This window comes from Bradyrhizobium sp. ISRA464 (assembly GCF_029910095.1).
Classification (GTDB): Bacteria; Pseudomonadota; Alphaproteobacteria; order Rhizobiales; family Xanthobacteraceae; genus Bradyrhizobium.
Genome location: NZ_CP094526.1, coordinates 4,297,108 through 4,322,728 on the forward strand (window position 1 = coordinate 4,297,108; position 25,621 = coordinate 4,322,728).

Here is a 25,621-nt window from a genome sequence, read left to right on the forward strand (position 1 = left end):
TTGAGTTCCTCATCGTGCATCCTGAGAGGCAGGCGACGGCGTACCCGGAACGTCGTCGCGGTTGCTTTGGTCGTGTTGTTTGGCGGCGCTGTACATCGGCATCAACACCCGGAATGTGGTCTTCCGCGGCTGCGACTCGCATTCGATGATGCCGCCGTGATCGCCGATGATCTTGGCGACCAGTGCGAGCCCCAGCCCGCTCCCGGTCTGCTTGGTGGTGACGAACGGATCGAACAGGTTCGGCAGCAAGTCTTCCGGCACGCCGCTTCCGTTGTCCTTGACGCAGAATTCGAGCGGCAGCGAGACCCGCGATTTCTTGCCCGGCACCGACAGCCGCACCCCCGGACGGAACGCTGTGGTGAGCTGAATCTCGGCATCGGTGCCGAGATCGGCGACCGCTTCGGCGGCGTTCTTCACCAGATTGAGGAACACCTGGATCAACTGGTCCTGATTGGCCAGCACCGGCGGCAGAGATGGATCGTAATCCTCGATGAAGCGGACGTTGCGCGCAAAGCCTGACTGAGCCAGCCGCTTCACATGGTCGAGCACGGAATGGATGTTGACAGGACCGCGCGCCACCGGGCGGTCGTCGCCGAATACCTCCATGCGATCGACCAGCGTGACGATGCGGTCCGCCTCGTCGCAGATCAGACGCGTCAGCAGCCGGTCCTCGGACGATGCCTGCTGCTCCAGCAGCTGCGCTGCGCCGCGGATACCCGACAGCGGATTCTTGATCTCGTGCGCGAGCATCGCGGCGAGCGCGATCACCGAGCGCGCGGCACTGCGGTGCGTGAGCTGGCGGTCCATCTTGTCGGCGATGGTGCGCTCCTGCAGCATCACCACGATGTGGCCGGGCCGTTCGGTCAGCGGCGCGACGTGCAGATCGACCTGGCGATCACCGCCGATGCGCGGTGTGCCCAAATCGACCTTGTATTCATTCACCGGCGAGCCACTCGTCCGCACCTGCTCGATCAGCGCGAGCAGCGGGCTGCCAAACGGCACCAGCTCCTTCAGCGACTGCCGGCGCAGGAACTGGGTCGAGATCTCGAAGAAGGCTTCGGCGGCAATGTTGGCGTCGACGATCCGGCCGTCCGGCGCAACCAGCAGCACCGGATTGGGCAGCGCATTGAGGATCGCCTCGCCGTCGGTGGGCACGGGCCGGCGCTGTTCCATGGCCGACGTCATGCGGCAGCACTCCAGGCAAAATCGTCATAGGCATCCTCGAGCGACCGGTGCACGCTGGACGGCTCGTCCGAGGTCAGGATCTTCTGCCGCCAGGCCTTCAACGTTGCGGCCGGCGCGCGGCTGCACACGGCCGCGGTTTCAAGCGCCCAGCCGAGATGTTTGCGCGCGTGCTTGAGGCCTATGCGCACGCCGTAATGGCTGCAAACTTCGTCATAGAGTGCACGGACATGCTTGAGTTGCTCGCTGAGCGACGGTGCGGCTTCGGCGATGCCGGTCTCCAGCCGGCGGCCGATCTGGCCCGGCAGCCAGGGCTGGCCCTGCGCGCCACGGCCAATCATGACGGCATCGGCGCCCGATAATTCGAGCGCGGTGACGGCCTTGTCGAACGAGGTGATATCGCCGTTGACCACGACCGGGATCGCGACGGCATCCTTGACCGCACGCACCGCCTTCCAGTCGGCATCGCCCTTGTAGAACTGGCAACGGGTGCGCCCGTGCACAGTAATCATCTGCACGCCGGCGGCCTCGGCGCGGCGCGCCAGGTCCGGCGCGTTGAGCGAGCGCTCGTCCCAGCCGAGCCGCATCTTCAGCGTCACCGTCACCCTGACTGCCGAAATCGTCGCCTCGATCAGGGAGACCGCGTGGTCGAGATTGCGCATCAGAGCCGAGCCGGACTGACCACCGGTCACGTGCCGGGCCGGACAGCCCATGTTGATGTCGATGATGTCGGCGCCGGCACCCTCGGCGATGCGGGCGCCTTCAGCCATCCAGTGGGTCTCGCAGCCCGCGAGCTGGACGACATGCGGGCCGATCCCGGCTGCCTCGCAGCGCAGCTTCGACATCGGCTTGCCGTTCACCAGGTCGTCGCTGGCGGTCATCTCCGACACCACCAGTCCGGCGCCAAGCGCGGCCGTGAGTCGCCTGAACGGTGCATCGGTGACACCAGACATGGGCGCGAGGAGAACCCGGTTGGCGACAGCAATGTCGCCTATTTTCAACGGGTTACGAGGAACACTTTGCACGCCGGTCACGGCCGTCTCGTCGTTTGGTCGACCACGCCATTGCAGCCGATGGTGCCTATTGTGCGCACAAATCTTGTGCAGTCAAGCTTTATGCCTACACTTTAGACATTTCTATCATTTACGCAAGTGCACTGCAACATAATCTGCTTTTCCCACAGCAAACCGGAAACGCGCTGTTCTTGCGCACCGGGCATGCTAAGGGCTGTGCGCGGCGATCCCGTCGCTCCTCTCCCTCATCCCTGATTCGTCTTCATTGGTTCAAAATGCCGAAGTCCGAGCGTACCGCAGCCATCCTTGTCGCAGCCGGACGCGGACTGCGCGCCGGCGCGGGCGGGCCTAAGCAATACCGCACGATCGGCGGACAGACCGTGATCTATCGCGCGATGGAGGCATTCTCCAGGCATCCGGATGTGTTTGCCGTCCAGCCCGTGGTGAATCCCGACGACGCCGCGCTTTTCCAAGAGGCTGTTGCCGGCTTGCGCCATCAACCACCCACCCCGGGCGGGGCCACCCGTCAGGCCTCCGTGCATGCAGGACTTGAGGCGCTCGCCCACGAGAAGCCGGACATCGTCCTGATCCACGACGCCGCACGCCCCTTCGTCACGTCAGCCGTGATTTCGCGCGCGATCGCGGCTGCGGGCCGCACGGGTGCTGCGATCCCGGTGGTCCCCGTCACCGACACGATCAAGCTCACCGGCGATACCGGCGACGTCGAGGCGACGCCGGAGCGCGCACGCTTGCGGATCGCGCAAACGCCGCAGGCCTTTCGTTTCGACGTGATATTGGAGGCGCATCGTCGCGCTGCGCGCGAGGGGCGCAGCGATTTCACGGACGACGCGGCGCTTGCGGAATGGGCGGGATTGACGGTTGCGACATTTGAAGGTGATCCTGCCAACATGAAACTCACGACGCCCGAAGACTTCGTCCGCGAGGAAGCGCGATTGGCGAGCCAGCTCGGCGATATCAGGACCGGTACCGGTTATGACGTGCACGCCTTCGGCGACGGCGACCACGTCATGATCTGCGGCGTGCGCGTCCCGCACAGCAAGGGCTTTCTCGCCCATTCCGATGGCGACGTCGGGCTGCACGCGCTGGTCGACGCGATTCTCGGCGCGCTGGCCGACGGTGACATCGGCTCGCACTTCCCGCCGAGCGACGCGAAGTGGAAAGGCGCCTCCTCCGACCAGTTCCTGAAATATGCCGTCGAACGTGTCACGGCGCGCGGCGGACGGATCGCCAATCTCGAGGTGACGCTGATCTGCGAGCGGCCGAAGATCGGCCCGCTGCGCGATACAATGCGGGCAAAGATCGCTGAGATCTCGGGCGTCCACATCTCGCGCGTCGCGGTCAAGGCGACCACCAGCGAGCGTCTCGGTTTCACCGGGCGCGAGGAAGGGATCGCGGCCACCGCGAGCGCCACCATCCGCTTGCCCTGGACCGATCAAGGTTGGGACGATAAAGGCCGGAGCGTATAACATGGGCGGCAGCGACGCTCGTGCCCTCTCCCGCTCGCTGCTCGACCTGTGCCGGATGCGCAAGCTGACCATCGCGACCGCCGAATCCTGCACCGGCGGTCTGGTTGCCGGCGCGCTCACCGACATACCCGGCTCCTCCGATGTGATCGACCGCGGCTTCGTCACCTATTCCAACGAGGCCAAGCGCGTGATGCTCGGCGTCAAGGCGGCAACGCTGGAGACGTTCGGCGCGGTGAGCAAGGAAACCGCGACCGCGATGGCGATCGGCGCACTGGAAAAGGCCGGCGTCGACCTCGCGGTCTCCATCACCGGCATCGCCGGCCCGGGCGGCGCGACGCCGGGAAAACCAGTGGGGCTGGTCCATTTCGCCGTCGCCGCGCGCGACGGCCGCATCATTCATCGCGAACAGCGGTTCGGTGCGATTGGTCGCAGCGCAGTGCGCCAGCGCTCGGTGGTCGAAGCCTTGCGCATGCTGATGGAATTGGCTCGCCCGCCGCAGGCCGCCAAGCCCCGCCGCGAGGCCGTGAGCCGGTTGCGGCCGCGGATTGCTCGCTCGCCGCGAAGTCACGCCGCGAAACGCCGGCGGCCGCCACGCGGATGAAGCAAGATGAATCGTCCGCACGACGCTTGGGTTATCGCACGTCAGCTGCGACCCCGTGACGCTCGTGAGGCGCGGAACACGGGACCTCATGGGCTGTTATCACTCGTCCACCTCGGCCTTTGATTCCTCGCGCACGAAGAAGAGATAATGAAGTTGCGTACTGTGCTTGTGACGCCGCAACCGCAAAACGCGGAACGCGTTTGCGCGGAGATCATGCTCAAATAGGAAGCTAAAGCGCGATGACGATTCAACCCAATCTCATCGCGCTTTAGGTCGAAAGCTGGCGCTTTCCGTAGATCTGGTCCGCCCGCTTCTCGAACGCGGCCGCGAAGCGTGAAAATGCGGCATCGAACATCGAGCCCATCAGCATCGCCAGCATCCGGCTCTTGAACTCATAGGACAGGAAGAAGCCGACATCGCAATCGGTTTCGGACTTCGGCTCGAAGGTCCAGCGGTTCTCGAGATTGCTGAAGGGGCCGCGAAGATATTCGACCAGGATCTTCAGGTTGGGCCGGTCGAGCGTCACCTTGCTGGTGAAGGATTCCCGTACCAGCTTGAACGACACGGTCATGTCAGCGATCACGACCTCGGTGCCATCGTCCTTCGGCGTGCGCTGGCGGATCTTCAACGATTGGCACAGCGGCACGAATTCCGGATAGCGCTCGACGTCGGCGACCAGATCGAACATTTGCTGCGCGGCGTGGTGCGCCCGCCGCTTGCTGGAAAATCGCGGCATCAGTGGATACTCGCGCGCTTTTGCTTCAGTGCGAGGCCTTCCAAATAGTCGTCCGCCTGCTCATGGTCAGTGAAGCAAACCAGCGTTTGATCCGGCCGCAGCCCCTGGAAATACGCGACGAGCTTCGGCCGCTGCTGCCGGCGATAAGCCCAGACGTAACGAAAGAACTCAAGATCGATTTTCTCCGGGCAGCCGGCGGCCATCTCGGGACGGACCTTGCCGTAGCTTGCGGCGATCCGCTTGAAGACTCCGAGCATGCAGGTCGACCGCGGCAGATCGAACCAGACGACCGTATCCGAAAGCTGCCGGCGGAGCTCGCCTGCGCCGCTCCCGAGGTAGTTCCCGTCCACGATCCAACGCGGTTGCTGTGCGGCCTCAATCATGCGGTTCTCGAACTCCTCCTTCTCGGACTCGACCCAGCCCGGCTTCCAGAACAGCGCGTCGATCGACACTGTCGGAATGCCGGTGATATCCGACAGCCGACGCGCAAATGTCGACTTGCCGGACCCTGACGATCCCATCACCAGAACGCGTTGCATTGGTCAGTCCGAGGCTGGAGCGCGATCCGGAAGGGTCAGCGCCGGCCCTTCCGGAAGATCGTGCTCGATGAAACGATGGAACGCGATGACGATGTCAGCGCTGTCTAGTATTTAGCGGCCGCGGGCCACGCGCGCCGCCTGCAGTTTCGCAAAATCCTCGCCGGCATGATGCGACGAGCGGGTCAGCGGGCTCGCCGAGACCATCAGGAACCCCTTGGTGTAGGCGACGCGCTCATAGCCCGCGAATTCGTCCGGCGTTACATAGCGCATCACGGCATGATGCTTGCGGGTCGGCTGCAGATACTGGCCGATGGTCAGGAAATCGACGTCAGCCGAGCGCAGATCGTCCATCACCTGCAGCACTTCGTGGCGCTCCTCGCCGAGCCCAACCATGATGCCCGACTTGGTGAAAATGGTCGGATCCATTTCCTTGACCCGCTGCAGCAGCCGGATCGAATGGAAATAGCGCGCGCCCGGACGAACGGTCAGGTAGCGCGACGGCACCGTTTCCAAATTGTGATTGAACACGTCGGGCTTAGCCGCGACCACGCTCTCCAGCGCGCCGTCCTTGCGCAGAAAATCGGGTGTCAGGATCTCGATCGTGGTCGTCGGGCAGCGCGCACGGATCGCACGGATGGTCTTCGCAAAGTGCTCGGCGCCGCCGTCGGCGAGATCGTCGCGGTCGACCGAGGTGACCACGACATGGCTCAGGCCGAGCTTGGAGGTCGCTTCCGCAACGTACTCGGGCTCATTCGTCTCGAGCGCGACGGGCATGCCGGTCTTGACGTTACAGAACGCGCACGCCCGCGTGCAGGTATCCCCCATGATCATGAAGGTGGCGTGCTTCTTGTCCCAGCACTCGCCGATATTCGGGCAGCCCGCCTCCTCGCAAACCGTGACGAGGCCGTTCTCCTTCACGATCCGGCGCGTATCGGCATAGCCGCGCGTGTTTGGCGCGCGGACGCGGATCCAGTCCGGCTTCGGTGGCGACACGGCGTCCGGCCGGTTCACCTTTTCGGGGTGCCGCGGGCGGACTGGAGTGCCTGAAATTGTGTCGACGATGGTGACCATAGATGCCTGCAAGTCGCGAGAGCGCATGATCCGAACAAGTGGAGACCGGCTTTCCGGAGATCCTGCTCACTCAAAAAAACTTAGCTAATCCGTGTCGGCGCGGCTCGCAACCCGGCCCACGCGACCCTAGCAGACCGCCCAATATATTGGCAGTCTTCCGGTCCGTTCCGCCCCGATTCCCACCTGAAAATGGCTCAAAAACCCCGATCGACCAGAGCGACGGCGCCGCGCCTCGGCAAGCCGCTGAAACGGGCTTTCTTTGACCGCAGCGTGCATGAGGTCGCACCCGACCTGATCGGCGCCACGTTCCTGATCGACGGCGTCGGCGGCATCATTGTCGAGGTCGAGGCCTATCATCACACCGATCCCGCCGCGCACTCTTACCGGGGGCCGACCCCGCGCAACCAGGTGATGTTCGGTCCACCGGGCTTCTCTTACGTCTACCGCTCCTATGGCATCCACTGGTGCGTGAACTTCGTCTGCGAGGAGGCCGGCTCTGCCAGCGCCGTGTTGATCCGCGCACTCGAGCCGACCCACGGGATCGCGGCGATGCGGCGCCGGCGCGGCCTGGATGACGTGCGCACCCTGTGCTCCGGACCCGGCAAGCTCTGCGAGGCGCTCGGCATCACCATCGCGCACAGCGAATTGCCACTCGACCGGCCCCCGATCGCGCTCCATGCCCGCACCGACACGCCTGAGATTGCCGCAGGGGTGCGGATCGGCATCACCAAGGCGGTCGACCTGCCCTGGCGCTACGGGGTGAAGGGATCGAAGTTCCTCAGCAAGCCGTTTTAAGCGCCACAGTTTGCGTGGCGCTTACGAGGCTCGCTTCAACCGCTCCAGCGCTTCGAGGATCTTGGCCTTGCGCTCCAGTGCAGCCTCGCGCTTTTCCTTCTCTTCCTCGACAAGCTCCTCCGGTGCGTTGGCAACGAACTTCTCGTTGGAGAGCTTTGCATCCACGCGCTTGATGTCGGCGTCGGCCTTGCCGAGTTCCTTCTCCAGCCGCGCCCGCTCAGCGACGAAATCGATCACGCCCTTCAGCGGCAGCGCCACCACTTCGCCGCGGACGAGAAGCTGCACCGCGCCTTCCGGCGGACGATCCGCGAAGGAGACATCGGACAGCCGCGCCAGGCGCTTGATGGTGTCGTTCCAGCGCTGCGCGCGATCGCGCGTCTCGTCGGAGGCTCCTGCTATCACCAACGGCGTCAGCGTCGACGGCGGGATGTTCATCTCCGCCTTCACCGAACGCATCGCGGTGACGAGGTCGACCACCCAGCCGATCTCGGCCTCCGCCGCGGGATCGCTGAAGTCGTCGGCATCGAGCGTTGCAATGACGGGCGGAATGATCTCGCCATTCGGCCCGGCCATTGCCATCGCCGCCAGCTCTTCGCCGCTCAGCGCCGTCGCCTTGCGCGGCCAGGCTTCCAGCACCAGCAGGCCGTCGCGCTTGGCTGTCACGGCCCACAGCTCCTCGGTGATGAACGGCATGAACGGATGCAGCAGCTTGAGGATCTCGTCGCGCGTCCAGGCGATCATGGCGCGGGTCTCGGCCTTCGCCGCGCCCTCCTCGCCCATCAGCACGGGCTTTGCCAATTCGAGATACCAATCGCAGAACACGTTCCACACGAAGCGGTAGATCGCGCCCGCCGCGTCGTTGAAGCGATAGCCCTGGATCGCCTCGGTCACCTCGCGGGTGACGCGCGAGGTCTCGTGCGCGATCCAGCGGTTCAGGGTCTCCTTGGCGCCCTTCGGATCGAAGCCGTCCGGCTTGGCGCACTCGTTCATCTCGGCGAAGCGGCAAGCGTTCCAGAACTTGGTCGCGAAGTTGCGGTTGGTCTCGACGAGATGCGGCGACAGGCGAATGTCGTGGCCCTGGGCGGCCTCGCGCGTCAGCGCGAAGCGCAGCGCGTCGGCGCCGTATTCGTCGATCACGCCGAGCGGGTCGATAACGTTACCCTTCGACTTCGACATCTTCGCGCCCTTCTCGTCGCGGACGAGACGGTGGATGTAGACGGTCGAGAACGGCGCCTCCTTCATGAAGTGGAGGCCCATCATCATCATCCGCGCGACCCAGAAGAAGATGATGTCGAAGCCAGTGACCAGCGCGTTGGTCGGGTAATAGCGCTTCACCTCCGCCGTGTCGTCCGGCCAGCCCAAAGTCGAGAACGGCCACAGCGCGGACGAGAACCAGGTGTCGAGCACGTCTTCGTCGCGCGTGATGAAGCCCTCGCGCTTGGCGGGGTCGAGCGCCATCTCGTGGCCCTGCTCCGCCGTGATGACCTCCTGCTCGACATAGTAGCCGAGCGCGTTGCCGACCGCCTCTTCCTCAGTCTCGGCGACGAACGCCTTGCCGTCGGGCCCATACCACGCGGGAATTTGGTGACCCCACCAGAGCTGGCGCGAGATGCACCAGGGCTGGATGTTCTCCATCCACTCGAAATAGGTTTTTTCCCAGTTCCTCGGCACGAAAGTGGTTTCGCCCGAACGCACCGCCGCCATCGCCGGCTGCGCCAGCGTCTTGGCGTCGACATACCACTGGTCGGTCAGATAAGGCTCGATCACGACGCCGGAGCGGTCGCCGTGCGGCACCATGTGGGTGTTCGGCTCGATCCGTTCGAGGAAGCCGAACTCGTCCAGCCGCGTCACCATCTTCTTGCGCGCCGCGAAGCGCTCGATCTGATGAAACTCCACGGCGAATTCCGAGGCGCCCTCCGGCAGGCCGCGCAGATAGTCCTCGTTGCCGACGAGGTTGAGGCTGCCCTCCTGGTCGAGCACACTGATCTGCGGCAGGCCGTGACGCTTGCCGATCTCGAAGTCGTTGAAGTCGTGCGCCGGCGTCACCTTGACCGCACCCGAGCCCTTCTCCGGGTCGGAATAGTCGTCGGCGACGATCGGAATCCTGCGCCCGACCAGCGGCAGGATGACGTGCTGGCCGACCAGATCAGTGTAGCGCTCATCGTCCGGATGCACCGCGACCGCAGTGTCGCCGAGCATGGTTTCGGGACGCGTGGTCGCGACCACGATGAACGACTTGGGATCATCAGGGCTGAACGTCCGCCCCTCGATCGGATAACGCAGGTACCAGAGGCTGCCCTTGACCTCGACCTGCTGCACCTCGAGATCGGAGATCGCGGTCAGCAGCTTCGGGTCCCAATTGACGAGACGCTTGTCCTTGTAGATCAGCCCCTGGCGGTGCAATTCGACGAACACCTTGACGACGGCGCGCGACAGGCCCTCGTCCATCGTGAACCGCTCGCGCGACCAGTCGCAGGACGCGCCCAGGCGTTTCAGCTGGTTGACGATGGTGCCGCCGCTTTCGGCCTTCCACTGCCAGACCCGCTCGAGGAACTTGGCGCGGCCCATCTCACGCCGGCCGGGCTCCTGCCGCTCCATCAATTGCCGCTCGACCACCATCTGGGTGGCGATGCCCGCATGGTCGGTACCGGGCTGCCACAGCACGTCACGTCCGCGCATCCGCTCGAAACGGCACAGGATGTCCTGCAGCGTGTTGTTGAGGGCGTGCCCCATGTGCAGTGAGCCGGTCACATTCGGCGGCGGGATCACGATGGTGAAAGGCGTAGCGTCCTTACGCTCGGGCCGTCCGGCCTTGAACGCACCGCTCCCCTCCCAGATCTGGGACATCCGGCGCTCGATATCGGCGGGCTGGTAGTTTTTCTCGATCATGACAATGCGATTTTGACCATGGAAACGGCTAGAAAGCCGCCCCAACGCACCAAGTCAACCGGGCCGGCGTGCAGAAACGGCGATTAGGCCAACTTTGGGTGGCTGAATGAGGGCCGCAAGTCCCCGCGGCGGACCGGGGGCTATCGTCCGCGGGATACCCGCTCGATCTCGGCCTTGACGATGCGCTCGACCAGCCCCGGCAGGTTGTCGTCCAGCCAGGCCTTCAGCATCGGCCGCAGCATCTCCTTGACCAGATCCTCGAGTGTACGTGCATTGTTGCTGAGCACGGTATTGGCCAGCGAATTGAAGGCGGATTCGACCGCCCGCATCGTGGTTCCGGAGAGAATCGGCTGCATCGACGCGGTGTCGATCGGCGGCGGCTCTCGAACCGGTTCTTGGGCCGGCGGCCGCCTCCGCGCGGAGGCTTCCGCGAATTCGACATCGTCCTGCGGCTCGACCTTGTGGAACGACGGGGCCGCTTCCGGAGCGGGTGCTGCATCGGGCAGCGCCATGTCATCGGTGAGCTCGAACACGTCAGCATCCGGCTGAGGCGGCCTGATCTCCGACGGCGGCGTCGCCTCATCGAGGCTGGCCAAGAGGGAATCGATATCGTCCTGACTGTTGCTGGCCGCCGGTGGCGGCGCTGCTGGCGCCGGCTTTGGAGTCGGCGCGGCCGCCTTCGCGGCGGTAGGCGGCGCTGGCGGAGGGCTCTTCATTGCGGGGGTGCCCTGTGGTGGCGGCTCGACCTTGGGCGGTGGCGCGGCGGCAGCCGGCTTCTCGACAGCGACAGGTTTCTCGGCAGCGGCCGGCTTCGCCTCGTCGTCGGCAATGATGCGACGGATCGACGCCAGAATCTCCTCCATCGAGGGCTCTTGGACCTTCGCAGGTTGCGTCATTGCCAACTCCACATCGAAACCATTTTACATCAGCCCCGGAGGATTCGCTGGTTCCGATTTTGCAGGCCGAGATTTTCGTCGCTCACGCCCGACTTGTCCCCAGATCAAGCCCGCCCGAGGCTTCGCACAGGCTCGTGTCGCGCAAGGCGCAACTCGCCGAGACACCGTCGTCGGCCACCCATGCCGCCAGCCTCGCCGCGAATCGCCCTGCTGCCCGACAAAACGGTATGTCAGGGCATTTATCGATTGCAAGCAAACGCGCCCGTTTGTGGTCCTGATTGATTCAGAACCACAAACTAGGCGCGTCAGGCGACGTTGATGTGGCGGTTAGCGGCCATCCGGCGTGCGAACGCCGGCCCAGCTGTCACGCACCTGCTGGTAGTGCACGCTGGGATCGTAGACGTTGGTCTTCAGGCCCATCACTTGCGGGGACAGCCGGCCGATCGCGTTCAGCACGTTGTAGGAGGCGACGACGCGATCGTGCTGCGCCGTCACCAGCGCGTTGCGGGCGTTGACGAGGGCCTGCTGCGCGTTAAGCACGTCGAGCGTGGTGCGCTGGCCGGCCTTGGCCTCCTCGCGCACGCCGTTGAGCGCGATCTCCGATGCCGTCACCTGCGCCTGTGCCGACGCCACCTGCGACTTGCCGGCGAGCAGCTGGCCCCATGCGGTGACGACGTCGGCGCGCGCCTGGTTCCGCGTCTGCTCCAGAACCTGACGCTGCTGCGCAAGCGATTCCTTGGACTGCCGGATCAGCGAATACTCGGCGCCACCCTGATAGATCGGCACCGACAACTGGACGTTGGCCGCGGCGTTGAACACACGATTGATTGTCAACTGCTGCTCGAAGGCCTGGTTCACCGAGGCCTGCAGCGAGACTGACGGGTACAGCGCGCCCTCATTGATCTTGACCTGCAGGAAGTTAACGTCGACCCCGTACATCGCTGCGGTCACGCTCGGGTTCTGGGTCAGGCTCAATTCAACGGCCGCGGCCAACGTCGAAGGCAGGAAACGATCAACCGGCGACCCCGGCGCGAGATTCTCCGGCTCGTTGCCGATGATCCGGCGGAAGTTCGATCGCGTTGTGGTGAGGTTCGATTCCGCGGTGAGCTGCTGGGTCCTGCCGGCGGCGAGCTGCGCCTCGGATTGTGCGACGTCGGTGCGCGTCACCTCACCCACGTTGAAGCGGTCCTGGGTTTGCTTCAGCGTCTGCTCGAGCACGCGGGTGTTGCTGCGCTGGACCTCCACGATCGCGGAATCGCGAAGATAGTCCATGTAGATCGTGGCCGCCTGCAGCATCACGGTCTGCTCCAGCACGCGCAAGCCCTCGCGCGCCGACGATACCTGGCTTTCCGCCGCGCGCACCCGGGGAGCGGTCTGCGGGTTGAACAGCGACTGGTTGACCGTGAGACCCACGCTGCGCGGAACGGTCGTGCCATGGATCGCGGGAGTGTCCTTCGACAACTGCTCGTCCGTGTATTGATACCCGGCGCTCGCGGTTAGCGAGACCTTCGGGCGGTAGCCCGAGAGCGCCTGTGGAACGTTTTCGTCCGTCGATCGCACCAATGCGCGCTGGGCGTTGAGCTGGGGATTGTTCTGATAGGCTCGCACCAGCGCGGCCTCGATTGTATCGGCCAAGGCGGGCACTGGGCCCAACTCCGCCGACAGTAGGACCGCAATCGCAGCCGCGGTGGCAACCTTCACCCCTCGCATCCCCAAGTTCCATTCATGTATCGCCGCCCCATCATGCCCATGGGCCTAGCGTCGCTTCAGACGAAGTGAGTCCCGCCTCACCTTAGTCCGCTGCTAAGAGCAACGGAACTCCCCTGCAACGAAACGAGGCGGAAACTCTTCACGTGGGGCAAACGGGCCACACTTCTGATTCAGAATGGGATTTATCAGATGCTGCAGCGCGGTAGGGATGGAGGCGCTCAGAAGACAAACGCGGGAAGCCGCTCAAATCCGGGCAAAACGGGGGCCGTGCCGTCGAACAGCTCGCGGTGTCCATAGTCGCCGTGGGAATGGGTCACGAGGCTGGCCCGGGGCGGCTGCGACAGGGCGAAGACCCCAACCAGACGGCCGCCTTCCTTGAGCTGGGCATAAAGGCCGGTCGGGACAACCTCGGTGGCGCCATTGAGAACGATCACGTCGAACGGCGCGCCGGCGCTATCACCGTCGGCCGCGGCCGCGGCGGTCACGGTCGCATTCTGGATGCCGAGTTGGACCAGTGCTGCAGTCGCCTTCGCCGCAAGGGCCGAATCGCTCTCGCTCGCGCTCACCTGGGCGGCAAAGCGCGCCACCACCGCGGCGGCATACCCGGTCGCGCAGCCAACGATCAGCACGCGATCGGTATTCTTGATGTCGGCCGCCTGCAGCATCTTGGCAAGCAGCGCCGGCTTGATCAGGTAGCGCTTGACCGCCCCCTTCTCGGCGACGTCCAGATCGAGGTCCAGATAGGCCAGCGCCTGCTTGTCGGCCGGAACGAAGACCTCGCGCGGCACCGTCAGCATGGCATCGAGGATTCGCTCATCGGTGACGTCGCTCGGACGCACCTGACCATCGACCATATACTGGCGCGCGGCCGAAAAACCGGACATTGGCGGAACCCTGCAAATCGCGCGGCATTGCCGCTGGAGGAGCTAGAACAGGGCCACCTTTTGGAACAAGCTCCGCCAAAACGCAACACGCCTTGACGCGCACAACGCGCCACAGGGCGCGTTGTAGAGCTTGCCTATTCGATGGTGACGGCCAGCCGGCCAATCAGGCGGGCTACCTCGTCGAGATGCTCCGAATCATGCGTTTCGATGGCCTTCGCTAATCGGCGCAGGCACTCATCATCGCTGATGTCGGGAACGTCGCCAGGAACGAGCGTCGGCTGGGACATCGACAGGTCGATCAGGATCTCGGACATGGAAAATCACCTCTCAGAACCCGGCGAGAGGAACGATCGACAGCCATTAAGTCGATTTGACGGCTAATTTAGCCTGTCCGCAGCGAGCTACAGGCTTGTGAACGATGATCCGGACTTTGTCGGTGGGGCCAGAACTGGCTCCCCGGGCTGGATTCGAACCAGCGACCATTCGATTAACAGTCGAATGCTCTACCGCTGAGCTACCGAGGAATAGGCGAACGTCTGTTCGCGAGCGGGCAGCGTATAACAAAGCCTTTCGGCCTTGCAAAGCACCAAATGACACTCCCGTTCCAACTTTAACAAGCAGCGTAAACTCGCTGCGGGGCAAGGATTTGGCCCGCTTCAGGGGATGCTCAGCGCCCTCCTGCCCCGTTGTGACGGGCCCGGGAGGTTCTGGGAACGCCAAATCCCGCCGGACCGGATTCGCCGGCAGGTGCGCGGGACCCGGCCGCGAGGCGAAGCCCACCACCTATCGCGCGGCAATGGCCGCGATGAATAGCGCCGTCGCCGCGATCGACGCGGCCGTCCGCACGTGATTCCAGAATGTCCATTCGGTCAGGTAGCGCGCCCATACCGGCGCGGCCGCGCTGCTTGCGGGATCGGCGGCGGCGAGCTGATCGTTGAGCGGCACGTTGAAGACGATCGTGACCGCGAACATGCCGACCGCGTAGAGCCCCCCGCCGCAGATCATCGCGATCGCGCCGGGCTCCTGCCATCGCAGGCAAGCGAGCACCGCCAACACCGCGCCGGCCACGCTCTCTGCCTTTTCCAATCTGATCATGACGCTGATCGCGGCCGCGGTGCGTCACGCCATTACGCTGCCGCCGAAACAAGCACAGCGCGTGTTGGCGCAGTTCAAGACCATGCTACCGCACGATCTCTCCAAGCTGGCCTGACAGTCTTATTGCTCGAACGCGGCCGCGCAGGCCCAGCTCAACCTGGCCGTCGGGACGACACGAACAGTTTTTCTCGAAATGTGATTTCTTTCACACGAGGCCCGGACAGCCGAACCTAAGTTCCGGCGGGGGCAGCAGCGACCTAGTAACTGGGCCGGACGCAGGCGTTCTTTAGCTAAAATTCGAACGATCGGCTCAATCCAGACACAAGACAGTTTTGCGACCATGGCGCTCTCGAACCCCGGAGAGCGCGATGAGCGAAGTGGAATTTGACCTGTTGTTGGACGCCGTGCGAACGGCCGTCGCGCCTGTTTCCGAGGAGGATTTCTTGGCTCAGCTCCTGCCCCGCGTCCAGCCGCCGCCGCGCGCTGCGAACGACAACAGCGCGCCCTGGCCGCTGATTCCGTTCCCCGAGGGCTGGTACGCCGCCAGCTAAGGCAGCGTCTCATCTATCGACCGCAAATTATTGATGAGATGGGTGGAGGCCACGACCAGAATTGAACTGGTGTACACGGTTTTGCAGACCGTTGCGTAACCACTCCGCCACGTGGCCCCACGCGCCGCACTCATATACGGCCTCACTCCGATAGGCAACCGAGCCGGACAGCAATCGCGCCTTCACGCAAAATGGCGGCGGTCCGTACGAGCGCAAAACGCTAGCCTCGCCTCCGCCTGCGGAAGTCGCGCTTCTTCGGTTTTGGCGCCAATTCCGGCATTTTGGCCTGTACCTCGCGAAATCTCGCCAACATTCGCTCGAAACTGGCGATCAGGGTCGCGGCAATGTCCGGCCGCCTTTCCAGCCCGGCCAGCAGCATTGCCGCCGCCTCGAGGGTGGATAGGCCGTCCCGTCGCGGTTCCCGGCGCAGTTGGCCATAGCGCGAAGGCCGCTTCGGTCCGAGAATCACCCGCTGGCATTTCAGCATCCAGGCATTCCGCCACCACAGCGCCTTGGCCTGGCTCCAGGTGCCGTCGAGCAGCACGATGCCCTCGATATCGGCGAGAATGCCGCGCTGGTCCTGCTCCAGTTCCCCCTTGCGGTTGATGGCGACGATCTCGGCATCGGTATCAAGGTCCTCGGCCTTGGCAGAGCCGAGATAAAGCACCGCCCAGCGCGACGGGTCGGCGACGGGCCGGCCGAGTGCCTTCGACAGACTCGGCCAGGAGAGCCCGATCCGGACGACCGCGTTCTTGAAATGTCGCGCGGTCAGCCGCGCGGTGCCGAGCGCCCTGTCCTGCTCCTGCGGATGCTGCAGGATCAGGAGCTGGATCCGACTCTCGATTGGCGTGACGCTGTCGCAGATGCACAGCGGCAGCGGCTTGCCGCAGTGCGGGCACTCCGCGAGCGTCTCCGCGGCAACATCGGTGTGTGTTTCGGTCGGTTCCGACATGGGTTCGCTATACGCCAGGGACGACGCAATTCAACCTATTCCGCCGGCGCGGGCACCGCTGACGGTGCTGAGCGCTGGCGCAGCCGGTCGATCAACAGGTAGATCACCGGCGTCGTATAGAGCGTCAGGATCTGGGAGACGAACAGGCCGCCGATGATGGTGATGCCGAGCGGCCGCCGCAGCTCCGTGCCGGGGCCGGTGGCGATGACCAGCGGAATGCCGGCGAACAGCGCCGCCATCGTCGTCATCAAGATCGGCCGGAAGCGCGCCCGGCAGGCCTCGAAAATCGCGTCCCGCGACGACAGCCCCTGATGCCGCTCGGCCTCCAGCGCAAAGTCGACCATCATGATGCCGTTCTTCTTCACAATGCCGATCAACAGAATGATGCCGACAAAGGCGATCACGGTCAGCGGCGTATTCGTGACCTGCAGCGCCAGCAATGCGCCGAGGCCGGCCGACGGCAACGTCGAGATGATCGTGATCGGATGCGCCAGGCTCTCATAAAGCACGCCGAGTACGATATACATCGCGATCAGCGCCCCGAGGATCAGCAGCGGCTGCCGCCCGCTGGTCTTTCTGAAATCGCCGGCATTGCCGTCGAAGCTGCCGCGGATGCCTTCCGGCATGTGCAGCTCGTTGACCGCCTGCTGGATGTTTGACGTCGCGACCTCCAGCGGCACGTCCGGCAGCAGGTTGAACGACACCGTGGTCGAGGGAAGCCCGCCCGAATGGTACACCGCGAGCGGCGACAATCCCCTCTGGTAGTGCACCACAGCCGACAGCGGCACCTGCACGCCATTGGCGCCGGCGACGTAGATGCGCTCCAGGCTCGAGGGATCGTTCTGGAATTTCGGATCGATCTCCAGCACCACCATGTACTGGTTGCGCTGGGTGTAGACGATCGAGATCTGCCGCTGCGAGAAGGCGTTGTTGAGCGCGTTGTCGATGTCCTGCACGCGGACGCCGAGGCTCGACGCGATCTTGCGGTCGATCACGAGATTGAGCTGCAGGCCGCCCGGATCACGGTCAGAGGACACATCGGTGATGCCCTCGACCGTCTCCATACGCTTGGCCACGATTGGCGCCCATTTCTGCAGCAGTTCGAGGTCGGTCGAGGACAGCGTGTACTGGTAGTTGGAATCGCTCTGCCGGCCGCCGGTGCGAATGTCCTGCGCCGCGAACATGAACAGGCGGATGCCCGGCACCATGAACAAATTGCGGCGCAGCCGGTCGATCACCTGCTCGGTCGTCAGGCCGTCCCGCTGCTCCGGCGGCTTGAGGCTGATGAACATGGTGCCGCGGTTTGACGTGCTGCCGCCGACTGACGATCCGATGCCGGCGACCGCCGGATCGGCCATCACGATGTCCGCAAGCTGCTGCTGCAGACCGAGCATCGACTGGAACGAGATATCGGCGGACGCACGGGTCGAGCCGATCACGAAGCCGCTGTCGTCGGTGGGGAAATAGGCCTTCGGCGTCTTGATATAGAGCGTCACCGTCAAGGCTATGGTGGCGCAGAACACCAGCATCGTCAGCAAGGGGTAGCCGAGCACGATCCGCAGCGTCCAGGTGTAGAACGCCACGACCCGCGACAGTGTGCCCTCGATGGCGCGGTCGTACCAGGTTGCATGGTCGGAGGTCGCTTCCCTGATGTAGTGCGCGCAGATCGTCGGCGTGACCGTCAGCGATACCACGGTCGAGACCACGATCGCAAAGGTCAGCGTCAGCGAGAACTCGCGGAGCAGCCGGCCGACGATCCCATCCATGAAGATCAGCGGCGTGAACGCCGCGATCAGCGACAGCGAGATCGACAATACCGTGAATCCGATCTGCTTGGCGCCCTCCAGCGCGGCGGGAAACGGCGCCATGCCCTGCTCGAGATTGCGGTACATGTTCTCGATCATCACGATGGCGTCGTCGACCACGAAGCCGACCGAGATCGCCAGCGCCATCAGCGACAGATTGTCGATCGAGAAGCCCGCGAGCCACATCCCGCCGCAGGTGCCGGCCAGCGCCAGCGGGACCGAGACGCCGGCGGCGATCGTCGGCACGCCGCGGCGCAGGAACACGAACACCACGACCATCACGAGCACAACGGTCGCAAGCAGCGTGAGCTGCATGTCAAGTACGCTGGCCCGGATCGTGCCGGTCCGGTCGACCAGCGTCGAAATGTCGACCCCGGCCGGGATCCACTGCTTGAGCTCCGGGATCAGCGCACGGACACGATCGACGGTGTCGATCACGTTGGCGTCGCCCTGCTTCGTGATCTGGATCAGGACGGCGGGCTGCTTGTTGAACCATGCGATCGAGCGGGCGTTACGGACGGAGTCCTTGACTTCGGCGACATCGGAGAGCCGCACGAAATTGCCGTTCGCGCTCTTGATTATGATGTCGCGGAACTCGGCGGCGGTCCGCATCTGCTTGTTGATCGACAGCGTCTCGCTCAGCCTGTCACCGTTGAAGATGCCGACCGGGCCGAGCGGATTGGCATTGACGATCGCGGTGCGGACGTTGTCGGTCGAGATCCCGGCGTTCGCCAGCGACACCGGGTTGAGCGAGATGCGAACGGCCGGCTGGTCGGCGCCGCTGACGGTGACCTCGCCCACCCCCGGGACTTGCGAGATGCGCTGCGCCAGCACCGTGTCGGCGACGTCGTACATCGCACTGGTCGAGATCGTCTTCGAGGTCAGCGCCAGCACGAAGACGGGCGCCGCCGCCGGATTGGCCTTGCGGAACCGGGGCAGCGACGGCAGGTCGCTCGGCAAATCGGCCAGCGACGCGTTGATTGCGGCCTGGACATCGCGCGCCGCGCGGTCGATGTCGCGGCCGATCGAGAACTGCACCTGGATGCTGGTCGAGCCCAGCGAGCTTGTCGAGGTGATCTGATCGATGCCGGCGATCTCGCCGAGCTTGCGCTCAAGCGGCGCCGCCACCGTTGCGGCCATCACCGACGGATCGGCGCCGGGCCTGCTTGCCTGCACCCGGATCATCGGGAAGCCGACGTTCGGAACCGAGGAGACCGGCAGGAACTCGTAGGCGACGATGCCGACCAGGAACAGCCCGATCGCAAGCAGCGTGGTACCTACCGGCCTGCGGATGAAAGGCTCCGAGATCGACATCACTGCATGCCCTCGGTCGCGCCCGCGATCGGCGGACCGCGCGGACCTGCCTCCGGCACCGCCTTCTCGATCCGGCGATTGAGCCGGTCGAGCGCGAGATAGATCACCGGCGTGGTGTACAGCGTCAGCAATTGGCTGAGCAGCAGGCCGCCGATGATCGAGACGCCGAGCGGGAAGCGCAGCTCCGATCCCGTGCCGCTTTCGATCGCGAGCGGCAGCGCGCCGAACAGCGCGGCCAGCGTCGTCATCATGATCGGGCGGAAGCGCAACAGGCAGGCCTGCACGATCGCGTCATAGGACGACATGCCCTGATGCCGCTCGGCTTCCAGCGCGAAGTCGATCATCATGATCGCGTTCTTCTTGACGATGCCCATCAACAGGATGATGCCGATCAGGCCGATCACCGAGAGGTCCTGTCCGCACAGCATCAGCGCGAGGATCGCGCCGACGCCGGCCGACGGCAGCGTCGACAGGATGGTGATCGGGTGGATGTAGCTCTCGTAAAGCACGCCGAGCACGATGTAGATCGTGATGATCGCGGCGAGGATCAGCCAGGGCTGTCCGGCAAGCGACCGTGCGAACTCGGCCGCGTCGCCGGAATAGATGCCGACGATGCTGCCGGGCATCCCGATGCGGGTCTCGATCGTCTTCACCGCAGTGACTGCGTCGCCCAGCGCCTCGCCCGGCGCCAGGTTGAAGCTGAGCGAGACCGACGGGAATTGCGCCTGGTGCGAGATCGCCAGCGGCGCCGTGGTCCGGGTCAGCGTCGCCACCGCCGACAGCGGCACCTGCGCGCCGTTGGCGCCGGGCAGATAGAGCTTGTCCAGGATCGACGGATCGCGCTGGTACATCGGCAGCGCCTCGAGCACGACGCGGTACTGGTTGGCCTGGCCGTAGATCGTCGAGATCTGCCGCTGCGCGAAGGCGTCGTTCAGCGTGTCGGTCACCCCCTGCAGGTTGACGCCGAGCTGCCCGGCGCGCTGGCGGTTGATGTCGAGCGCCGCGCGCAGGCCGCCGTCCTGCGCCTCCGACGAGACGTCACGGAAGATCGGATCGCGCCGCATTTCGGCGACCAGCTGTTGTGCCCATTTCGATACCTCTGCTGCGTCCGTTCCGGTCAGCGTGTATTGATATTGCGACCGGCTCGACTGGGTCGAGATCTGCACGTCCTGCACCGGCTGGAAGTAGATGGTCATGCCGGGGATCGTCGCGACCTTCTGCTTGAGGCGCGCGATTACCGCCGCCACGTCGTCGCGCCGCTGGCCGCGCGGCTTCAGCGTCATCACCAGGCGCCCGACATTGGTGGTCGGATTGACCGAACCCGCGCCGATCACCGAGACGACGCCGGTCACATCCGGATCCGCCTTGATGATGTCGGAGGCCGCGGTCTGCCGGCGCTGCATCTCCGCGAACGAGACGTCGGGGCCAGCCTCGGTCACCGCCGTGATCGAGGACGTGTCCTGCAGCGGCAGAAAGCCCTTCGGCGCGAGCACATACGTGACCAGCGTCAGCGCAATCGTCGCAAACGTCACCACGAGCGTCGCGCGCTGGCGCTGCAGCACCCAGAGCAGCGTGCGATGGTAGAAGGCCACCATGCGGTCGATGAAGCGGCTGAGCGCGGCAAGGCCCGGAACCGCGACCTCCTCGTGGATGTTCTTGAGCAGCCGCGAGCACATCATCGGGGTCAGCGTCAGCGAGACCACCGCCGAAGTCACGACCGCGATCGTCAGCGTCAGCGCGAACTCGCGGAACATGCGGCCGACCAGGCCGGACATGAACAGCAGCGGGATGAAGACCGCGATCAGCGACACCGTCAGCGAGATCACCGTGAAGCCGATTTCGCTGGCGCCCTTCAGCGACGCCTCCATCACGGTTTCGCCCTCTTCCATATGGCGGACGATGTTCTCGATCATGACGATGGCGTCGTCGACCACGAAGCCGGTTCCGATCGTCAACGCCATCAGCGACAAATTGTCGAGGCTGAAGCCGGCGAAATACATGATGCCGAAGCTCGTGATCAGCGACAGCGGCAGCGCAACGCCGGCGATCAAGGTCGCGCGCAGCGACCGCAGGAACAGCAGCACCACCAAAGTCACCAGCACCACGCTCAGGATCAGCGTGAACTGCACGTCATGCACTGACGCGCGGATCGTCACGGTACGGTCCGAGACCACGGTCAATTTGACGCCGGCCGGGATCGCCCGCTGCATCCGCGGAATCTCGGCGCGGATCTGGCGAACCACCTCGATCACATTGGCGCCGGGCTGGCGCTGAATGTCGATGATGACGGCCGACGTGCCCTGGTACCAACCGCCGGTGCGGTCGTTCTCCAGCCCGTCGACGATCTGCGCGACGTCGCCGATCGTGACCGGCGATCCATTGCGATAGGCGATGATGATCGGCTTGTAGGCATCGGCCGCGGTGATCTGGTCGTTGGCGGCGATGGTGTAGGATTGCTGGGCGCCGTCGAGCGATCCCTTCGGCCCTGACACGTTGGCGCCCGCGATCGCATTGCGCAGGTCCTCCATCGCAATGCCGTAGGCCGCGAGCCGGGCCAAATCTGCTTGCACGCGCACCGCGGGCTTCAGGCCGCCGAGGATCGGGACCCGGCCGACGCCGGCAATCTGGCTCAGCCGTTGCCCCAGGATAGTGTCGGCGAGATCGCTCATCGCCCGTAGCGAGATCGTGTCCGAAGTCAGCGCCAGCGTCATGACCGGCGCGTCCGCCGGGTTCACCTTGGCGTAGACTGGCGGGTACGGGAGCGTCTTCGGCAGAATGCCAGCCGCCGCATTGATCGCCGCCTGCACGTCCTGCGTGGCGCCGTCGATGTCGCGGTTGAGATCGAATTGCAGCGAGATCTGGCTGACGCCGAACGAGCTCGTCGAGTTCATCGACGACAGCGACGGGATCTGGCCGAGCTGCCGCTCCAGCGGCGCCGTGATCAGCGAGGCGACGACGTCGGGGCTGGCGCCGGGTAGCTGCGTGGTGACCTGCACGGTCGGGAAATCGACCTGCGGCAGCGCGGAGACCGGCAGCGCCCAGTAGCCGAGCGCGCCGCCGATCATCAGTGCGATGCCGAGGAGCGAGGTCGCGATCGGGCGGCGGATGAACGGTTCGGAGACGCTCATGGCTGCGTCTTCGTCGCGCCGCCTGACTGTTCAGCCCCCGCTGACGATGGCGCCGAAGCCGGCCCTGTCTGCCCCTTCTGATCGCCCTCGCTATGCTGGCGCCGGCCGCCATGGTGCTCGCCGCTCTTGCCCTGACCTTGGCCGCCGCCCCTGCCGTCGGGATGGCGGCTGTGCTTGCGTGGCGCCAGATCGGCGGTTGGAGCTTGCGTGTCCTTGCCGACCATGACTTTCGAGCCGTCGGCCAGATTGGCGAACCCCGTCGTCACGACGCGGTCGGACGTGGTCAGGCCGCTCGCAATCACGGCGTCGTGCTCGTTCTGCTGCGTCACCGTGACCGGCTTCGCGGTCACGATGTCATCCGTGCCGATCACATAGCTGAACGTACCGGCCGGACCGCGCTGCACCGCCGACGTCGGCACCACGATCGCCTGCGCCAGCGTCTCCACCTTGAGGCGGACATTGACGAACTGGCCGGGCCAGAGCTGGTAATTGGCGTTGGGGAATTCGGCCTTCAGCTTCAGCGTGCCGGTGGTCGGATCGACCTGGTTGTCTATACCGGTCAGCTTGCCGGTATCGATCACCGTGACACCGTCATTGCCGAACACATCGACGCTGAGTGTGCCCTTGGCCGCTGCCGCGTTCACCCGCGTGATCTGTTGCTGCGGCAGGCTGAACCACACCGCGATCGGCTGCAGCTGCGTCAGGATGACGAGCCCGGTGGTGTCGGAGGCGTGGATGATGTTGCCCTGGTCGACCTGGCGCAGGCCGGCCCGGCCTGAAATGGGGGCGATGATCTTGGTGTAGCTCAGGGTTGCCGCCGCGTTGTCGATCGCGGCCTGGTCGGCCCTGACCAGCGCCTCCTGCTGCGCCACCACGGCTTTCTGCGTATCGGCCTGTTGCTTCGAGCCGGCATTGGTGGCGGCGAGCTGCTGATAGCGCGCGAGGTCGATCTTCTGGTTGGCGAGCAGCGCCTCGTCCTGCGCCTTCTTGGCGACCGCCTGGTCGTACTGCGCCTGGTAGATCACGGGGTCGATCTCGCCGAGCACATCGCCCTGCTTGACGTCCTGCCCCTCGACGAACTTGACCGCAATCAGCTTGCCGTCGACCTGCGAGCGCACGGTGACCGTGTTCAACGCCTTCACCGAGCCGACGCCGTCGAGATAGACGGGCACATCCTGCACACGCGGCGTGGCCGCTAGCACCGGGACCGGCAGGTCCGGCCGCATGCCTGCACGACGGCCGCCGGCGCCGCCCTGCTTCTGCTGCAAGGCGAGCCAGCCGAGATAGCCGAGACCGCCGAGGATCACGAGCGTGATGATCAGCGACACCATGCGCTTGAGCAGGCGCGAGACCGGGCCTGGCTTGCGCGGCGTGCTTTTCTCGTCATCTTTCGTGTCGGGCTTAAAGAGCATCGACCGGTCTTTCCATCTTCGGTTCCCAGCCGCCCCCCAGCGCCTGATACAGGCTCACGATCGCCAGCAGCCGGGCCAGTTGGGCCTGGGAGTAGACATCTTCAGCCTGAAACAGCGTGAGCTGTGTGTTTAGCACGGTTACGATGTCGGCGGTCCCGGCCTTGAGCTGCTGCTCGGCCAGATCGAACGCGCGCCGCGATGCTGACAACACGGCGCGCTGCAGCTGCAGCTTCCGTGTGGTCTCGCGGATCGCGACCAGCGCGTTGTCGACGTCGGTGAAAGCCTGGACCACCGTCTTGCGGTAGATCTGCAGCAGTTCATCCTGCTTGGCCTTGCTGTATTCGAAATTGCCGAGGATTCGGCCGCCATCGAAGATCGGCTGGGTGGCGCTGCCGACCAGGCTGAAGAACGCGGCATGGGGTTGGAATAGCGAGACCAGCGCCTGGCTCTGGTAGCCGCCCTGCCCGGTCAGCTGGATGCTCGGGAAGAATTGCGCGCGTGCGCTGCCGACATTGGCCGTCGCCGAGGCGAGCTGGGCCTCCTGCCTGCGGATGTCGGGACGCTGGGTCAGCAATTCCGACGGCAGCCCCGGCGTGACCCGGGGAATCGCGACCGCGTTGAGCGTGCCGCCCGAGACGCGCACGCTCTCCGGTGGCCGCGACACCAGCACGGCCAGCGCGTTGATGTTCTGATCGAGCGTCTGCCGCAGCGGCGGTACCAGCGCGCGCTGGTTGGCGAGCACGCTCTCCTGCTGCGCGACGTCGAGGTCGGTGCCGGTGCCGGCCTTGAAGCGCTCTTTGATGGCATTCAGGATGCGCTCGGCGCTGGCGATATTGCGCTGGGCGGTGCGCAGCCGGTCCTGGGTCGACAGCACCGTGAAATAGGCGGTGGCGACGGTCGTCAGAGTCGTCAGCGCCGTCACCTCGCGATCGAACCGGTTGGCGACGGCAGTCTCCTCGGCCGCCTGCGCGGCGTCGCGGTTCTGCCCCCAGAAGTCGAGCTGGTAGCTCGCGCTCAGCGAGGTATTGTAGTTGACCACCTCGCGCCCGCCATTGGTGAGGCCGCTGGCACTGGAGCCGGAGGTGCGTGAATAGGTTTCCGATCCGTTGAGGTTGAGCGTCGGCAGCAGCGCCGCGCCGGCCTGTCGCGCCAGCGCGTCGGCCAGACGAAACCGGGCGATGGCTGCAGCGATGTCCAAGTTGACGGCCTGGGCCTCCTCCATCAGCTGCGTCAGCTCGGGTGAACGGAAGGCCCGCCACCAATCGAGCGCCGGCAACGCTTCGTCTGGCCGGCCATGCCGCGCGGCCTTGTAGCCTTGCGGGATATCCAGCTGAGGATCGGGGATATCCTGGGTCAGGATGCAGCCGGCAGAGTTCGCGACCAGGCCCAGCGCGACGAATGAGCGCCCTACCCGTCGTCGCAGACGGACGACGAGGCCGAGCCGGCCTCCGGGCACCGTCACGGAAGCAGGCTGGGTCACACCCGTTCTCCGCCCCACGCAGACCTCGCCCGTGGCGCGCGATCGACGCGATCAGGGATGGTCTGCGGGGTATTCACGGGG

At 65.0% G+C, this 25,621-nt stretch carries 21 protein-coding genes and 2 tRNA genes; 5 read left to right on the forward strand and 18 right to left on the reverse strand.

Going from position 1 to position 25,621, the window contains the following annotated elements:
* Window positions 1–9 precede the first annotated feature (9 nt).
* Together MTX19_RS20225 and dusB are read right to left on the reverse strand one after the other, a co-directional pair.
* Entirely contained in the window at window positions 10–1,185 is a 1,176-nt protein-coding gene (locus tag MTX19_RS20225) for a nitrogen regulation protein NR(II) (protein ID WP_280978992.1), read from the reverse strand.
* The gene (gene dusB, locus MTX19_RS20230) at window positions 1,182–2,183 is read right to left on the reverse strand and encodes a tRNA dihydrouridine synthase DusB (protein WP_280984842.1); all 1,002 of its coding nucleotides are present in this window, start codon (window positions 2,181–2,183) and stop codon (window positions 1,182–1,184) included. The genes MTX19_RS20225 and dusB overlap by 4 nt, the downstream gene beginning before the upstream one ends.
* Window positions 2,184–2,470: 287 nt before the next feature.
* On the opposite strand from dusB, the gene MTX19_RS20235 reads away from it, so the two are divergent.
* Both MTX19_RS20235 and MTX19_RS20240 read left to right on the forward strand, forming a co-directional pair.
* Window positions 2,471–3,682, forward strand: a complete 1,212-nt coding sequence (locus MTX19_RS20235) for a bifunctional 2-C-methyl-D-erythritol 4-phosphate cytidylyltransferase/2-C-methyl-D-erythritol 2,4-cyclodiphosphate synthase (protein ID WP_280978993.1) — start codon at window positions 2,471–2,473, stop codon at window positions 3,680–3,682.
* Window position 3,683: 1 nt separating this feature from the next.
* Window positions 3,684–4,283 carry a CinA family protein gene (locus tag MTX19_RS20240; protein ID WP_280978994.1) on the forward strand — a complete coding sequence of 200 codons (600 nt, stop codon included), beginning with the start codon at window positions 3,684–3,686 and terminating at the stop codon, window positions 4,281–4,283.
* 268 nt (window positions 4,284–4,551) lie between these two features.
* Here the strand turns inward: MTX19_RS20240 and MTX19_RS20245 are convergent, their stop codons facing one another.
* From MTX19_RS20245 to lipA, 3 genes are all read right to left on the reverse strand, one after another.
* On the reverse strand, window positions 4,552–5,019 hold the full coding sequence (locus tag MTX19_RS20245) for an SRPBCC family protein (protein WP_280971659.1): 468 nt from the start codon (window positions 5,017–5,019) through the stop codon (window positions 4,552–4,554).
* Window positions 5,019–5,558: a DNA topology modulation protein gene (locus MTX19_RS20250; protein WP_280978995.1), complete on the reverse strand. Its 540-nt coding sequence runs from the start codon at window positions 5,556–5,558 to the stop codon at window positions 5,019–5,021. Before MTX19_RS20250 ends, MTX19_RS20245 begins: the two co-directional genes overlap by 1 nt.
* A 111-nt stretch (window positions 5,559–5,669) precedes the next feature.
* The gene (gene lipA, locus MTX19_RS20255) at window positions 5,670–6,629 is read right to left on the reverse strand and encodes a lipoyl synthase (protein WP_280978996.1); all 960 of its coding nucleotides are present in this window, start codon (window positions 6,627–6,629) and stop codon (window positions 5,670–5,672) included.
* Between the two features lie 189 nt (window positions 6,630–6,818).
* Here lipA and MTX19_RS20260 point away from each other — a divergent pair, with 189 nt between their 5' ends.
* Window positions 6,819–7,424, forward strand: a complete 606-nt coding sequence (locus MTX19_RS20260) for a DNA-3-methyladenine glycosylase (protein WP_280971661.1) — start codon at window positions 6,819–6,821, stop codon at window positions 7,422–7,424.
* Between the two features lie 21 nt (window positions 7,425–7,445).
* Here MTX19_RS20260 and MTX19_RS20265 read toward each other — a convergent pair whose 3' ends face one another.
* From MTX19_RS20265 to MTX19_RS20295, 7 genes are all read right to left on the reverse strand, one after another.
* The gene (locus MTX19_RS20265; RefSeq protein WP_280978997.1) at window positions 7,446–10,313 is read right to left on the reverse strand and encodes a valine--tRNA ligase; all 2,868 of its coding nucleotides are present in this window, start codon (window positions 10,311–10,313) and stop codon (window positions 7,446–7,448) included.
* A 140-nt stretch (window positions 10,314–10,453) separates the two neighbouring features.
* Window positions 10,454–11,209, reverse strand: a complete 756-nt coding sequence (locus tag MTX19_RS20270) for a DUF2497 domain-containing protein (RefSeq protein WP_280978998.1) — start codon at window positions 11,207–11,209, stop codon at window positions 10,454–10,456.
* A 327-nt stretch (window positions 11,210–11,536) separates the two neighbouring features.
* The gene (locus MTX19_RS20275) at window positions 11,537–12,919 is read right to left on the reverse strand and encodes a TolC family outer membrane protein (RefSeq protein ID WP_280978999.1); all 1,383 of its coding nucleotides are present in this window, start codon (window positions 12,917–12,919) and stop codon (window positions 11,537–11,539) included.
* A 218-nt stretch (window positions 12,920–13,137) separates the two neighbouring features.
* The gene (locus MTX19_RS20280) at window positions 13,138–13,803 is read right to left on the reverse strand and encodes a protein-L-isoaspartate O-methyltransferase (RefSeq protein WP_280979000.1); all 666 of its coding nucleotides are present in this window, start codon (window positions 13,801–13,803) and stop codon (window positions 13,138–13,140) included.
* 134 nt (window positions 13,804–13,937) lie between these two features.
* Window positions 13,938–14,117 (reverse strand): hypothetical protein, encoded by a 180-nt coding sequence (locus tag MTX19_RS20285; RefSeq protein WP_280979001.1) that lies wholly within the window; start codon window positions 14,115–14,117, stop codon window positions 13,938–13,940.
* Window positions 14,118–14,252: 135 nt separating this feature from the next.
* A tRNA-Asn gene (locus MTX19_RS20290) sits at window positions 14,253–14,327 on the reverse strand.
* A 259-nt stretch (window positions 14,328–14,586) separates the two neighbouring features.
* On the reverse strand, window positions 14,587–14,898 hold the full coding sequence (locus MTX19_RS20295; RefSeq protein ID WP_280979002.1) for an anthrone oxygenase family protein: 312 nt from the start codon (window positions 14,896–14,898) through the stop codon (window positions 14,587–14,589).
* Here MTX19_RS20295 and MTX19_RS20300 point away from each other — a divergent pair.
* A complete protein-coding gene (locus tag MTX19_RS20300) occupies window positions 14,897–15,013 on the forward strand; it encodes a hypothetical protein (RefSeq protein ID WP_280979003.1) in 117 nt (38 codons plus the stop codon). The two genes, MTX19_RS20295 and MTX19_RS20300, sit on opposite strands and share 2 nt — an antisense overlap.
* A 253-nt stretch (window positions 15,014–15,266) precedes the next feature.
* Window positions 15,267–15,449: a hypothetical protein gene (locus MTX19_RS20305; protein WP_280979004.1), complete on the forward strand. Its 183-nt coding sequence runs from the start codon at window positions 15,267–15,269 to the stop codon at window positions 15,447–15,449.
* 43 nt (window positions 15,450–15,492) lie between these two features.
* Here the strand turns inward: MTX19_RS20305 and MTX19_RS20310 are convergent.
* The 6 genes from MTX19_RS20310 to MTX19_RS20335 all read right to left on the reverse strand — a co-directional run bounded on the left by MTX19_RS20310 (window position 15,493) and on the right by MTX19_RS20335 (window position 25,483).
* Window positions 15,493–15,566, reverse strand: a tRNA-Cys gene (locus MTX19_RS20310).
* A gap of 103 nt (window positions 15,567–15,669) precedes the next feature.
* On the reverse strand, window positions 15,670–16,401 hold the full coding sequence (locus tag MTX19_RS20315) for a tRNA-uridine aminocarboxypropyltransferase (protein ID WP_280979005.1): 732 nt from the start codon (window positions 16,399–16,401) through the stop codon (window positions 15,670–15,672).
* 35 nt (window positions 16,402–16,436) lie between these two features.
* Window positions 16,437–19,523 carry an efflux RND transporter permease subunit gene (locus tag MTX19_RS20320; RefSeq protein WP_280985435.1) on the reverse strand — a complete coding sequence of 1,029 codons (3,087 nt, stop codon included), beginning with the start codon at window positions 19,521–19,523 and terminating at the stop codon, window positions 16,437–16,439.
* Window positions 19,520–22,648, reverse strand: coding sequence for an efflux RND transporter permease subunit (locus tag MTX19_RS20325; protein WP_280979006.1), 3,129 nt, complete (start codon window positions 22,646–22,648; stop codon window positions 19,520–19,522). The genes MTX19_RS20320 and MTX19_RS20325 overlap by 4 nt, the downstream gene beginning before the upstream one ends.
* Entirely contained in the window at window positions 22,645–24,060 is a 1,416-nt protein-coding gene (locus MTX19_RS20330; protein WP_280979007.1) for an efflux RND transporter periplasmic adaptor subunit, read from the reverse strand. Before MTX19_RS20330 ends, MTX19_RS20325 begins: the two co-directional genes overlap by 4 nt.
* Entirely contained in the window at window positions 24,050–25,483 is a 1,434-nt protein-coding gene (locus MTX19_RS20335) for an efflux transporter outer membrane subunit (RefSeq protein ID WP_280984843.1), read from the reverse strand. The genes MTX19_RS20330 and MTX19_RS20335 overlap by 11 nt, the downstream gene beginning before the upstream one ends.
* Between the last annotated feature and the right edge of the window lie 138 nt (window positions 25,484–25,621).